This window comes from Nocardioides sp. (assembly GCF_014360585.1).
Taxonomy (GTDB): domain Bacteria; phylum Actinomycetota; class Actinomycetes; order Propionibacteriales; family Nocardioidaceae; genus Nocardioides.
Window position 1 is genome coordinate 22,534 of sequence record NZ_JACIXG010000020.1, and the last position, 13,249, is coordinate 35,782.

A 13,249-nucleotide genomic window follows, 5' to 3' on the forward strand; every position below is an offset into this window, starting at 1 on the left:
TATCCAAGCCGCGCCAGCGACAGTTCAGCGCGCTATCGCACATGTGGGTCGCCGTCGGCCCTATCGCACAGCCCGCCTCCGGCGGCTGGCAGACTGATCAGATGACCAGTCTCCGGATGGCCGCCCAGTTCCTCGTCGTCCCGATCCTCGCCACGACCCTGACCGCGTGCGGCGACCCGATCGACGACTACTGCGAGTCCTTGAAGGGGCACCAGGCGGAGCTGACGAAGACGCTGGGGGAGGGCGACACCAGTGGCCTGATCGCGGCCCTTCCGGTCTTCGAGGACCTCGAGCGCAACGCGCCCGAGGACATCAGGAAGGACTGGAAGACGCTCAACACCGCGATCTCCGGGCTCAGCGGCGCCCTGGAGGAGGCCGGCGTCAGCGCCGACGACTTCGAGAACGGTGAGCCGCCGGAGGGGGTCTCCGCGGCCGAGGCGAAGAAGATCGCCGACGCGGCCACGCAGGTGAGCAGCACGAAGACACAGGAAGCATCCGTACGCGTCCAGCAGCAGGCGCGAGATGTCTGCCACACCTCGCTGACCCTGTGAACCAGCTGGAAACCAGATGGACGCGAGTTAGGCGACCCCGATTGCCGCTGCGGCAACGTAATGGCTAGATTGGCGCGAGCGCTTATTTCAGCGCTCAGCCGGGGGGCTCGATCCCTAGTACCGCGCGACCCGGTTGCCCTGTCGACTACACACTTGAACGTGAAAGGGAGTCTTCGTGGCTCTGCCTCCGGACATCACCCCTGAACAGCGCGCTGCCGCGCTGGCGAAAGCCGCGGCGTCGCGCCAGGAGCGGGCTGCTGTCAAGAACAAGGTCCGCACTGGCGGCATGTCCGTCGCCGAGGTCATCGAGGAGGGGAAGAAGAACGAGGTCGTCGGCAAGATGAAGGTCATCGACCTCCTCACCTCCCACCCCGGCCTCGGTGAGGTGCGGGCGACCCAGATGATGGAGCGTCTCGGCATCGCGATGAGCCGCCGTGTGCAGGGCCTCGGCCCCAAGCAGGTGGCCGCGTTGGTCGAGGAGTTCTCTCGGCGATGAGTCTGATGACGGACGAGAAGACCACGGCCGGAGCGGGCGAGAGCCAGGAGAACCGACTGGTCGTCCTGGCCGGCCCGACCGCGGTCGGCAAGGGCACCGTCTCCGCAGCGGTACGTGACGGCCACCCCGAGGTCTTCTTGTCCGTCTCGGCGACGACCCGGAAGCCTCGCGAGGGCGAGGTCAACGGGGTGCACTATCTGTTCGTCTCCGACGAGGAGTTCGACGCGATGATCGCCGGCGGCGAGCTCCTGGAGTGGGCCACGGTCCACAACATGGCGCGCTACGGCACCCCTCGCGGCCCCGTCGACAAGGCGCTGGCCGAGGGTCGCCCGGCGATGCTCGAGATCGACCTGCAGGGTGCCCGGCTCGTGCGCGAGACAATGCCCGAGGCCATCTTCGTGTTTCTGGCCCCGCCGAGCTGGGAAGAGCTCGTCCGTCGCCTGGTCGGTCGTGGCACCGAGACCGAGGCAGAACGCGAGCGGCGCCTGCAGACCGCGCGGGTCGAGCTGGCGGCGGAGAAGGAGTTCGACGTCACCATCGTCAACCACGAAGTTCATCAGGCAGCCGATGAGTTGGTAACCTTGATGACGCTCGGGCTTCCGAGCAAGAAATCCGACCAAGCCGACAAGTGAGGCTCACGTGGCTGCCCCTCAGATCGACGCCCAGGGCGTGACCAACCCCTCGATCGACGACCTGCTGACGAAGACCGACAGCAAGTACAAGCTGGTTCTCTACAGCGCCCAGCGGGCTCGCCAGATCAACGCCTACTACTCGCAGCTCGGGGAGGGCCTGCTGGAGTACGTCGGCCCCCTCGTCGACACCCACGTCCAGGAGAAGCCCCTCTCGATCGCGCTGCGCGAGATCAACGAGGACCTGCTGACCTGCGAGGACATCGACCCGGCCGAGCTGGCCGCTCAGGCCGCTGCTCAGGCGGCTGCTGCCCAAGCGCCCGCCGCCGAAGCCTGATCCTCAGGTCTTCCGCTGTCCACCAACAGCACCACCCCGGCCGCCGCTCTCGACGAGCGGCGGCCGAAAGTGGTCTTAGGGGTCGCCGGCGGCATCGCCGCCTACAAGGCGGCCGAGCTGCTGCGCCGGTTCACCGAGTCCGGCCATGACGTGACCGTGGTCCCCACGGCCTCCGCCCTCGAGTTCGTCGGCGCCCCCACCTGGGCGGCGCTGTCGGGCAAGGAGATCGCCACCGGCGTCTTCGAGAACATCACCGAGGTCCCGCACGTACGCATCGGGCAGCAGGCCGACCTCGTCGTGGTCGCGCCCGCGACCGCCAACACGCTCGCCCGCGCGGCCCACGGCCTCGCGGACGACCTGCTGAGCAACGTACTTCTGACCGCGCGCTGCCCGGTCGTCTTCGCCCCGGCGATGCACACCGAGATGTGGGAGCACCCGGCCACCCAGGCAAACGTGGCCACGCTGCGCGAGCGCGGCAACATCGTGATCGAGCCCGCTGAGGGCCGCCTGACCGGTAAGGACACCGGCAAGGGCCGACTGCCCGAGCCGGCCGAGATCTTCGAGCTCTCCCGCGCCGTGCTCACCCACGGCGGCCGAGCGGACCTCGTCGGCCGTCACGTCGTGGTCTCCGCCGGCGGCACCCGGGAGTATCTGGACCCGGTCCGCTTCCTCGGCAATCGTTCCTCCGGGCTCCAGGGCTACGCGATCGCCCGCGCCGCGGCCGCCCGCGGGGCCGAGGTGACCCTGATCGCCGCCAACGTGACCCTGCCCGACCCGGCCGGCCTGAAGGTCGTACGTGTCGGCACCACCGCCGAGCTGCGCGACGCCGTGGTCTCCGCGGCTGCCGGTGCGGACGCGGTGGTCATGGCCGCCGCCCCGGCCGACTTCCGCCCGACCGGGGTGAGCGAGGCCAAGATCAAGAAGGCGGCCGACGGGTCGGCGCCGACGATCGAGCTGATGCAGAACCCGGACATCCTGTCCGAGATCTCCCACCACCGCACCAAGCCGGGACAGATCGTGGTGGGCTTCGCTGCCGAGACCGGTGACGCGACCGGCTCGGTGCTCGACCTGGCCGCGGCCAAGCTGAAGCGGAAGGGCTGCGACCTGCTCGTCGTCAACGACGTCAGCGGTGGCGCCGTCTTCGGCAGCGAGGTCAACAAGGCCGTCATCCTGGGCGCCGACGGCGGCCACGTCGACGTGGCCGAAGGGGCCAAGTCCGCCCTCGCCGAGGTGATCTGGGACCAGATCGTCTTACGAATGGATGAACGTCCCACAAACTGACGACACGCCACGCGCCACGATGAGGACCAGCCCAACGGTCCTGGGGTTCGGGGTCTATGTTTGTCGACCAGAACGACTGACGTTTCTTACCTGAACACCCACACGAACCTGTGAAACGGAGCTACACGTGACCGGACGTCTCTTCACGTCGGAGTCGGTGACCGAGGGGCACCCGGACAAGATCGCCGACCAGATCAGCGACACCGTGCTCGACTACCTGCTCGAGCACGACCCCAAGAGCCGGGTGGCCGTCGAGACCCTGCTCACCACCGGCCTGGTCGTCGTGGCCGGCGAGGTGACCACCGACGCCTACGCGCCGGTCGCTCAGCTCGTGCGTCAGAAGATCCTCGACATCGGCTACGACTCCTCCCTCAAGGGCTTCGACGGTCACTCCTGCGGTGTGCAGGTCGCCATCGGTGCGCAGAGCCAGGACATCGCCCAGGGTGTCGACACCGCCGAGGAGCACCGCCTGGACAGCTCGATCGACGAGCTGGACCTGCAGGGTGCCGGCGACCAGGGCCTGATGTTCGGCTATGCCTGCGACGACACGCCCGAGCTGTTCCCGCTGCCCATCAAGATGGCGCAGACGCTGGCCGAGAAGCTGACCGCGGTCCGCAAGGACGGCACGCTGGCCTACCTGCGTCCTGACGGCAAGACCCAGGTCACCATCGAGTACGACGAGGAGGGCCGCGCCGTCCGTGTGGACACCGTCGTTCTCTCGACCCAGCACTCCGAGGAGACCACCCAGGAGCAGCTGCACGCCGACATCACCAAGTACGTCATCGAGCCCGTCCTCGAGCAGTTCAAGGCCTCGGTCCCCTTCGACGGCTACAAGCTCCACATCAACCCGACCGGCCGCTTCGTCGTCGGTGGCCCGATGGGTGACGCCGGTCTGACCGGCCGCAAGATCATCGTCGACACCTACGGCGGCATGGCTCGCCACGGCGGCGGCGCCTTCTCCGGCAAGGACCCCTCGAAGGTCGACCGGTCGGCTGCGTACGCCATGCGCTGGGTGGCCAAGAACATCGTCGCCGCGGGCCTGGCCCGTCGCGCCGAGGTCCAGGTCGCCTACGCCATCGGCAAGGCCCAGCCCGTCGGTGTCTTCGTGGAGACCTTCGGCACCCACACGGTGCCCGAGGCCAACATCCAGAAGGCCGTCCTGGAGGTCTTCGACCTCCGCCCGGCCGCGATCCTGCGCGACCTCGACCTGCTCCGCCCGATCTACGCCAAGACCGCCGCCTACGGTCACTTCGGTCGCGAGCTCCCCGAGTTCACCTGGGAGCGCACCGACCGCGCCGACGCGCTCAAGGCCGCTGCCGGCGCCTGACACACCGCACCCCCGTAATTTGCCGAGTCGGCGCGTTCTAACGCGCCGACTCGGCGTGGTTCTTGGTCAGAACGAGCCGACTCGGCGTTGTGTCGGCGCGGGCTGGTAGGAATATCGGTTGTGACCCGGGGACCGCAGGAGGCAGCTGGGGCAGCCGAGCTCGAGCTGCCCGGGCTGGTTCGCGACCGGGTGAAGGAGGGGCGCGCGAAAGCCGCTGCCACCCGGGCGCGCAAGGCCGCGGAGGCCTCGGTCGCCGAGATCGATCCCGTCGCCAAGGTCCTGGTCGACCTGCCGATGGCCCATCTGGACAAGCCTTTCGACTACGCCGTCCCGGCCTCGATGGCCGAGGAGGCGCGCCCCGGGGTGCGGGTCAAGGTGCGGTTCGGGCCCAAGGACGTCGACGGCTACGTCGTGGCGCGGACTGAGGCCTCCGAGATCGCGAACCTGCAGCCGCTCAAGCGGGTGGTCAGCTCGGAAGTGGTGCTCACCCCGCAGGTGGCCGCGCTGAGCGACTCGGTCGCCCGACGCTACGCGGGCGCCCGGGCTGACGTTCTCCGGCTCGCGCTGCCGCCGCGGCATGCCTCGACGGAGAAGGAGGCGCTCTCGGCCGCCCCCGCCGGACGTCGGTTCGACGCGGATGCCGCGGCGGCGGCATGGGCCGGCCACGAGCCGGCGGCCGCGTTCCTGCGGCATCTCGCCTCCGGCGGCGCCCCGCGCGCGGTCTGGCACGCCGCGGCCGGCACCGACCACGCCGACCTGATCGCTCACGCGGCCGCCGCGACGCTGGACTCCGGTCGCGGCGCGCTGGTCGTGGTGCCGGACTGGAAGGATCTTGCCCGTCTCGACGCTGCGATGACGAAGGTGCTGGGGGAGGGGCAGCATGCCGTGCTGGCCGCCGACGCCGGCCCGGCCCAGCGCTACCGGGAGTTCCTGCGGGTCTCCCGAGGTGCGGTCAAGGTGGCGATCGGCACTCGAGCGGCTGCCTTCGCGCCGGTGCACGACCTCGGCCTGGTGGTCGTCTGGGACGACGGTGACGACCTGCTGGCCGAACAGCGTTCGCCCTATCCGCACGCTCGCGACGTGCTGCTGTTGCGGTCCGAGCAGGAGCAGGCGGCGGCGCTCGTGGGCGGCTTCGCACGGACGGTGGAGGCCGGGTTCCTGACCGAGACCGGCTGGGCCCAGGAGATCCGGCCGACGCGCGCCCTGGCCAGGCAGCGAGTGAGCATCGAGATCACCGGTGACACCGACTTCGACCTCGAGAAGGACCCGCTCACCCGTGCCTCCCGGGTGCCCCGCGAGGCCCACGAGGTGATCCGCGCCGCCCTCGCCACCGGGCCGGTCCTGCTGCAGACCCCGCGCCGGGGCTATGCCGCCTCGCTGGCCTGCGACCGATGCCGTACGCCGGCCAGGTGTCCTGCCTGTCAGGGGCCGCTGCAGCTAGGCGGACCGGCCGCGCCCCCGACCTGCGGTTGGTGCGGACACACCGAGACGGCCTGGGCGTGTGGTGCCTGCGGCGGGTTCGGGCTGCGGGCCCCGATCATCGGCGAGGCGCGTACGGCCGAGGAGATGGGCCGCTCCTTCGCCGGCACTCGAGTGGTGACGTCCTCGGCCGGCTCGGTCAGGCAGACCGTGCCGGACACGCCGGCGATCGTGGTCGCGACCATCGGCGCCGAGCCCGTCGCCGACGGTGGGTACGCCGCGGTGCTGTTGCTCGACACCTGGCTGCTGCTGGGGCGACCGGACCTGCGCACCGACGAGGAGGCGCTGCGGCGGTGGAGCAACGCCGCCGGGCTGGTGCGGCCTGGCGGGCGGGTGCTGGTCGTCGGTGACCCGGCGCTGCCGGTGCTGCAGGCGCTGGTGCGGTGGGACCAGCCCGGGTTCGCCCAGCGGGAGGCGTCGGCGCGGCAGGAGGCCCACCTCCCGCCGGCATCGAGGCTGGCCACCATCACCGGCACGCCCGGCGCGCTCGACGACGCGCTCACCCTGCTGGCGCTGCCGCCGGGTGCCGAGGTGTTGGGCCCGGTCCCCGCCGAGCCGACCTCGACCGGAGACCCGCGGCTGCGCGCGGTCGTGCGGGTGCCACGGACTCTCGGGGTGAGGCTCACCGAGGCGCTCGGTGAGCTGCAGCGGGTGCGGTCGGCCCGCAAGCTCGACCCCGTCCGGGTCCAGGTGGATCCGCCGACGCTCTGAGCGGATCTGGGCCTGGCCCTCAGCCCACGTATTGTGGTCCCGACACGCTCGACCACCTAGGAGAACAGTGGCAGTCCAGCCCATCCGACTCTTCGGCGACCCAGTGCTGCGCAAGCCAGCGATCGAGGTCGTCGACTTCGACAAGGAGCTGCGCAAGCTCGTCGCCGACCTGACCGACACCATGCTCGAGGCGCCCGGTGCCGGGCTGGCCGCTCCGCAGATCGGGGTGAGCCTGCGGGTCTTCACCTGGTACGTCGATGGCGAGGTCGGCCATCTGGTCAACCCGGACCTGAGCCTGTCGGAGGAGACGCAGGACGGGTCAGAGGGATGCCTGTCGCTGCCCGACCTCACCTTCGACTGCCGCCGCGCCCTGTCGGTGGTGGCGAAGGGCTTCGACATGCACGGCGAGCCGGTCACGATCGAAGGCTCCGAGCTGCTCGCCCGGGCCATCCAGCACGAGACCGACCACCTCGACGGAATCCTCTTCATCGACCGGCTCGACGAGGCCGCGCGCAAGGCGGCGATGAAGGAGATCCGGCAGTCGGAATGGTTCGGCCTGGAGAAGCCGAAGGTGAAGATCTCGCCGCACGCCACGAACGGGTTCGGGTTCTGATGCGGGTCGTCTTCGCGGGTACGCCCGAGGTCGCCGTCCCCTCCCTGGACGCGATCGCCGACTCGCGCCACGAGCTCGTCGGTGTCGTCACCCGGCCCGATGCCGCGCAGGGACGCAGCAAGCGGCTGGTGCCGTCGCCGGTGGCTCAGCGGGCCGAGGAGCTCGGGGTGCCGGTGCTCAAGCCGGAGCATCCCCGCGAGCCCGAGTTCCAGGCCGCGCTGAAGGCGCTCGAGCCCGACTGCTGCCCGGTGGTCGCCTACGGTGCGATGCTGCCGCAGTCGGCGCTCGACATCCCGCCCCACGGCTGGGTCAACCTGCACTTCTCGCTCCTGCCCGCCTACCGCGGCGCCGCACCGGTGCAGCGCGCGGTCTGGGCCGGTGAGGAGATCTCCGGGGCCACCACGTTCCGGATCGTGAAGGCGATGGACGCCGGCCCGGTCTTCGGCACCATGACGCAGGCGCTGGCGCAGGGGGAGACCTCCGGCTCGCTCTTCGAGAAGCTCACCGAGGGTGGAGCCGAGCTGTTGGTCCGCACCCTCGACGGCATCGAGGACGGGTCGCTGGAGGCGCGCGAGCAACCCGCCGAGGGGATCTCCTACGCCGAGAAGATCACTGTGGAGGACGCCCAGATCGACTGGACTCAGGGGGCGGCCGCGATCGACCGCCAGATCCGGGCCTGCGCCCCGGCGCCTGGGGCTTGGACGCTGCTCGACGGCGAGCGGTTCAAGGTCGGACCGGTCAAGATGACCGAGGAGACGGTGGCCCCCGGGGAGCTGCTCGTCCGCAAGAACGAGGTCCTCGTCGGCACCGGCACCACGGCGGTCCGCCTCGACCGCGTGAAGGCGTTCGGCAAGAAAGAGATGCCGGCGGCGGACTGGGCCCGCGGCGTACGTCTGGAGTCCGGTGTCGCCTTCGAATAGGACACAGCCGGGTAGGAGTTCAGGGGCCGGCAGGGGGCCACAGGGGCCCCGTCGATCCGGCCCGCGGGGCAGCACCAAGCCCGTCGATCCGGCTCGGCTCGCCGCGTTCGAGGTGCTGAAGGCCGTTCGGGTCGACGAGGCGTACGCCAATCTGGTGCTGCCCCACGTCCTCGGCCGTCTCGGTCTGGAGGGTCGCGACGCGGCCTTCGCCACCGAGCTGGCCGCGGGGACGCTGCGGCAGCAGGGCACCTACGACGCCGTGCTGGCCGCCTGCATCGACCGGCCGCTGGCCAAGGTCGAGGCGAAGGTGCTCGACGTGCTGCGGCTGGGGGCGCACCAGGTGCTGTCGATGCGGGTGCCCGACCATGCCGCGATCTCGACCAGCGTCGACCTGGCCCGCTCGAAGGTCGGGCAGGGGCCGGCGGGCTTCGTCAACGCCGTCCTACGCAAGGTCACTCGCAAGCCACTCGACGAGTGGGTCGCCGAGGTGGCGCCCGCGCGAGAGAAGGACCACGACGGCTGGGCCGCGGTGGCCTTCAGTCACCCGCGCTGGGTCGTCCAACGGCTCGCCGAGGCCGTCGGTCGCGACCAGGTCGACGCGCTGCTCGAGGCCGACAACGTGCCGCCGTCGGTGACGCTGGTCGCCCGTCCCGGACGGGCGACGGTCGAGGAGCTCGGTGGCGTGCCGACGCCCTACTCGCCCTACGGGGTCACGCTCGACTCCGGGTCACCGGCCGGGATCGCCGCGGTCGCCGACGGACGCGCGGGGGTTCAGGACGAGGGCTCACAGCTGGTGGCGATCGCTCTGGCCGAGGCTGGTCTCGACAAGCTCGACCACCGGGACGAGTCGTGGCTGGACCTGTGCGCCGGTCCGGGCGGCAAGTCGGCGCTGCTGGCAGCGCTGGCCGCCGAGCAGGGCGCCTCGCTGGTCGCCAACGAGCGCCAGCCGCACCGTGCCGGGCTCGTCCTCGCCAACCTGACCGACCGATCAGCCGACACGCATGTGGACGGGACCGCAGGAGTCGTGGCGGGCGACGGGATCAGGCCGCCGTTCAAGGACGCGACGTTCGACCGGGTCCTCGTCGACGCCCCGTGCACCGGCCTGGGAGCGCTACGCCGGCGGCCGGAGGCGCGCTGGCGTCGGGCCACGAGCGACCTCGACGTCCTCGTCGACCTCCAGCGCTCCCTGCTCGACCGGGCGATCGACCTGACCCGGCCAGGCGGCGTGGTGCTCTACGCCACCTGCTCGCCGGTCCTCGCCGAGACGAAGGGCGTGGTCGAGGGCGTTCTCGCCGCCCGTGACGACGTCGGCCTCGAGCCGATCGGAGGCAGGGTCGGCGACATCGCGGACAGCGCGGGCCCGGTCGAGGGGACCGTGCAGCTGTGGCCCGACCGGCACGGGACCGACGCGATGTTCATGGCCCTGCTGCGACGCACCCCGGTCTGACCGTTCGGCCTCGCCGGGTGGGTCCAGCGCGGACCCACCCGGCACCCGGCGAGACAGTCTCAGCGGAACCACTCGAGCGAGCCCGCGAGCGACCTGAGCTCGGCGTCGGTGGTGCCCCGCCCGCTCTGGACACCCCGTGAGGATCCGGATGAGCGAGTTTCGTCTCAACCCATCATCTCAGCGCCTACGCTGGCGAGCATGGCCAAGGCATCGCCGTCGGTGGAGATCGAGGTGGACAACCGTGTCGTCAGGATCTCCAACCCCGATCGCGTCTACTTCCCTGAGACCGGTGCGACCAAGCTCGACGTGGCGCAGTACTACCTTGCCGTCGGCCCGGGCATCGTCAACGCTCTGTGGGAGCGCCCGTGCATGCTGCACCGTTTCCCCAAGGGCCTGGAAGGGCCGAAGGTGCACCAGAAACGGCTGCCGCAGGGGGCACCCGACTGGGTCGAGACCGTCCGCCTCTACTTCCCGCGCTGGGGCCGCACCGCCGACGAGCTCTGCGTGACCGAGCTCGGCGCGGTGATCTGGGCCGTCCAGATGTCGACCGTCGAGTTCCACCCGTGGAACAGCCGCCGCGAGGACACCGAGAAGCCCGACGAGTGGCGCATCGACCTCGATCCCGGCCCCGACTGCCCGTTCTCGACCGTGCAGACCGTCGCCGGCGTCGTCCGCGAGCTCCTCGACGAGCTCGGTGCGGTCGGCTACCCGAAGACCAGCGGCGGCTCGGGGATGCACGTCTACGTCCGGATCCCGGCCGAGCACGGCTTCGCTGACGTACGCCGAGCCGCGCACGCCTTCGCCCGCGAGGTCGAGCGCCGCGCTCCGAAGCTGGTCACCACGGCCTGGTGGCGCAAGGACCGCGACCCCGCGCAGCTGTTCGTCGACTTCAACCAGAACACGCGAGACCACACGATCGCTTGCGCCTACTCGATCCGCGGCGTCGCCGACGGCCGCGTCTCCACCCCGATCACCTGGGAGGAGACCAAGGACGTCGACCCGCGCGAGTTCACGATGCGTACGGTGCCGGCGCGGTTCGCGGAGATCGGAGATCTTCACGCCGACATCGACGATCATCCCTTCTCGATCGAGCCGTTGCTGGAATGGGCCGATCGAGACGAGCGTGACGGGGCCGAGACGCCACCGGAGCCCGACGCCGGGTGACCGAGCGCCGCGCCGGGCTTCACCAGATCTTGAGCCGCTCGCCGAGGGTGCGACCGAGCTGCTCGGAGTAGGTCGCGGTGAGGTGATGGCCGTCGCGGTGGGTGATCGTGTCGCCGACGACCGTGGTGCAGATGCCGGCGCTGTCGCAGAACATGTCGTCGAGGTCGAGAGTCTCCACACGGGCCGACTTGGCCGCCTGCATCTGCAGGTCGGCGCCGTCCTGCTGGCTCGCGAGCGGCTTGTAGGTGCAGGGCGAGAGCGTCTTGTTGCTGCTCAGGCAGGTGGCCGGGTCGAACTCGATCGCCGGCACGTCACGTAGCCACACGGTGCGCTTCGCGGCCGGCTTCACCTGGGCCAGCAGGCGCTGGTAACCGCGGTAGACGGCGCGGCGTACGTCAGCGCGGTCGGTGTGGCGGCCGGCGGAGTCGTGGTAGGCGGCGCTGATCGGGCGCGAGGAGATCAGGAGCAGGTCGGGGCGGAGCTTCTTGACCGTCGAGAGCATGAAGTCGTGGAAGTCGTCGCAGGAGGTCATCGGGTCGGTGCTGTCGAGCTTGTCGGGCGTCACCAGGGAGACCGTGCACTGGGGCATCGCCAGCATGTAGGCCCGATAGCCGGAGCGTTCTGCGATCGCCTCGAGCGCGGGCGTCCAGTGGCGGGCGTGGGAGTCGCCGATGACCACGATCGTCTTCTCGGCGTCTGCGTCTCCGCGCGGGCACAGCTTGCGCACCTTGGTCGAGTAGTAGTTGCACTCGCCGACCGACTCCACGTCGTCGGAGAGGTTGGTGAGCCCGGGCTTCAGGTTGGTGGGGATCGGCTGGTTCTTGCGGGCCGCGAGGACTGAGGCCTTCAGCAGAGCGGGGAGCGGGTCGGGCTCCTGCGGTTTGGCGGCGGGCGGCGCGGCGCTCGATTCGGGGCTGTCGGGCTGCTCGGATTGCTCGGACTGCTCGGGCTGCTCGGGCTTCTCGGACGGCTCGGCGGAGCCGGAGGCGTTGGCCTCGGCCAGGGTGATGGCCGGCTCGTAGCCGTCACGCGCGGTTCCGGTGGCGTAGGTGTTGGCTGCGAAGCAGGTCACCGCGACCAGGCTGATGCTCAGCGGATAGAGCGCCACCGGACCGAGCGTCGCGGCGCGTCCGAAGGCGGGGCGATGCCACAGGATGCCGCGCCGGAAAGGCTCCTCGACGAAGCGGTAGGAGAGTCCCGCCAGACCGAACGCCAGCGCGACGAGCAGCACCTGCTCCCACCAGCGCAGCTCGCGGCCGAGCTGCAGCTCGGCGAGGACGAGCACCGGGAAGTGCCACAGGTAGAGCGAGTAGGACCAGTTGCCGATGACCTGCAGGGGCCGCACCGAGAGCAGCCGGCCGACCACCGTCGGGCCGTGCCACAGCGTCCCGGCCACGATGATGAAGACGCTGCCGAGCACCGGGACGAGCGCCGGCGTCCCCGGGAACGGGGTGGCGTCGTTGAACTGCAGGCACGCGCAGACGATGAAGAACATCCCGAATGCCGAGAGCACCTGCGCCCGCCAGCGCGCGGTGGCGTCCTGAGGCCCGTTGTCGCGGAACGCGATCGCCGCGATCGCACCCAGGCCGAGCTCCCAGGCGCGGGTGAACGGGGAGAAGTACGCCGCCTCCGGGCTGACCCGGGTCAGCACGGCTGAGGCGAGCAGCGACGCCACGATGCCGACGCCCAGAGCGATGACCAGCACGCGCCGGCGCGCCCGCTGGTCGCGGGGATCGAGCGCGTCGGCACCTGCCCGGCGCTTCATCGCCCACAGGCAGCCCAGGATCACCAGTGGCCACACGAGGTAGAACTGCTCCTCGACCGCCAGGGACCAGAAGTGCTGCAGCGGTGACGGCGGCAGCGCGGCCGAGAAGTAGTCGGTCTCCAGCGATGCGAACCGGAAGTTGGCGGCGAACGCCGCCGACCACAGCGCGTCGAGAGCGATCTCGCGGGTGCGTACGAAGCCGAGGAAGAGGGCGGCGTAGACGACCGTCGCCAACAGCACCAGGGTCGCGGCAGGCAGGATCCGGCGGGCCCGGCGCGCGTAGAAGCCGAGCAGGCTGATCCGGCCCTCGGTGCGCACCTGCCGCATCAGCTGCTGGGTGATCAGGAAGCCGGAGATCGCGAAGAAGACGTCGACGCCGACGAATCCGCCGGTCAGCGAGCCGAAGCCGACGTGCACGGCGACGACCGCGAGCACCGCGATCGCACGAAGCCCCTGGATGTCGGGACGATGCCGAGACTGGGTCGCGTCCCCGGTCGGCGGGCTTGCCGAGACCACGAGCAGCTGCACC

The 13,249-nt window shown here is 70.6% G+C and carries 12 protein-coding genes; 11 read left to right on the top strand and 1 reads right to left on the bottom strand.

Annotated elements, in window-relative coordinates; all coding sequences use genetic code 11:
• The first annotated feature begins 101 nt into the window (after positions 1–101).
• The 11 genes from H5T77_RS08915 to ligD all read left to right on the top strand — a co-directional run bounded on the left by H5T77_RS08915 (position 102) and on the right by ligD (position 10,955).
• Complete coding sequence (locus H5T77_RS08915) at positions 102–551, top strand: hypothetical protein (RefSeq protein WP_292647837.1); 450 nt, start codon at positions 102–104, stop codon at positions 549–551.
• Between the two features lie 175 nt (positions 552–726).
• On the top strand, positions 727–1,047 hold the full coding sequence (gene mihF / locus H5T77_RS08920; protein WP_292647840.1) for an integration host factor, actinobacterial type: 321 nt from the start codon (positions 727–729) through the stop codon (positions 1,045–1,047).
• Positions 1,044–1,679, top strand: a complete 636-nt coding sequence (gene gmk / locus H5T77_RS08925) for a guanylate kinase (protein ID WP_292647843.1) — start codon at positions 1,044–1,046, stop codon at positions 1,677–1,679. Before mihF ends, gmk begins: the two co-directional genes overlap by 4 nt.
• A gap of 7 nt (positions 1,680–1,686) precedes the next feature.
• Positions 1,687–2,013: a DNA-directed RNA polymerase subunit omega gene (gene rpoZ / locus H5T77_RS08930; RefSeq protein WP_292647846.1), complete on the top strand. Its 327-nt coding sequence runs from the start codon at positions 1,687–1,689 to the stop codon at positions 2,011–2,013.
• Positions 2,014–2,082: 69 nt separating this feature from the next.
• The gene (coaBC, locus tag H5T77_RS08935; protein WP_292647849.1) at positions 2,083–3,294 is read left to right on the top strand and encodes a bifunctional phosphopantothenoylcysteine decarboxylase/phosphopantothenate--cysteine ligase CoaBC; all 1,212 of its coding nucleotides are present in this window, start codon (positions 2,083–2,085) and stop codon (positions 3,292–3,294) included.
• A 127-nt stretch (positions 3,295–3,421) separates the two neighbouring features.
• Entirely contained in the window at positions 3,422–4,621 is a 1,200-nt protein-coding gene (gene metK / locus H5T77_RS08940) for a methionine adenosyltransferase (protein WP_292647851.1), read from the top strand.
• Between the two features lie 120 nt (positions 4,622–4,741).
• Entirely contained in the window at positions 4,742–6,811 is a 2,070-nt protein-coding gene (locus tag H5T77_RS08945) for a primosomal protein N' (protein WP_292647853.1), read from the top strand.
• A 67-nt stretch (positions 6,812–6,878) separates the two neighbouring features.
• A complete protein-coding gene (gene def / locus H5T77_RS08950) occupies positions 6,879–7,424 on the top strand; it encodes a peptide deformylase (RefSeq protein ID WP_292647856.1) in 546 nt (181 codons plus the stop codon).
• Positions 7,424–8,344: a methionyl-tRNA formyltransferase gene (fmt, locus tag H5T77_RS08955; RefSeq protein WP_292647858.1), complete on the top strand. Its 921-nt coding sequence runs from the start codon at positions 7,424–7,426 to the stop codon at positions 8,342–8,344. Before def ends, fmt begins: the two co-directional genes overlap by 1 nt.
• Positions 8,328–9,791 carry an RsmB/NOP family class I SAM-dependent RNA methyltransferase gene (locus tag H5T77_RS08960; RefSeq protein ID WP_292647861.1) on the top strand — a complete coding sequence of 488 codons (1,464 nt, stop codon included), beginning with the start codon at positions 8,328–8,330 and terminating at the stop codon, positions 9,789–9,791. The genes fmt and H5T77_RS08960 overlap by 17 nt, the downstream gene beginning before the upstream one ends.
• 198 nt (positions 9,792–9,989) lie before the next feature.
• Positions 9,990–10,955 (top strand): non-homologous end-joining DNA ligase, encoded by a 966-nt coding sequence (gene ligD / locus H5T77_RS08965; RefSeq protein WP_292647863.1) that lies wholly within the window; start codon positions 9,990–9,992, stop codon positions 10,953–10,955.
• Between the two features lie 19 nt (positions 10,956–10,974).
• On the opposite strand, the gene H5T77_RS08970 is transcribed toward ligD, so the two are convergent.
• On the bottom strand, positions 10,975–13,248 hold the full coding sequence (locus H5T77_RS08970) for an acyltransferase family protein (protein WP_292647866.1): 2,274 nt from the start codon (positions 13,246–13,248) through the stop codon (positions 10,975–10,977).
• Position 13,249 lies beyond the last annotated feature (1 nt).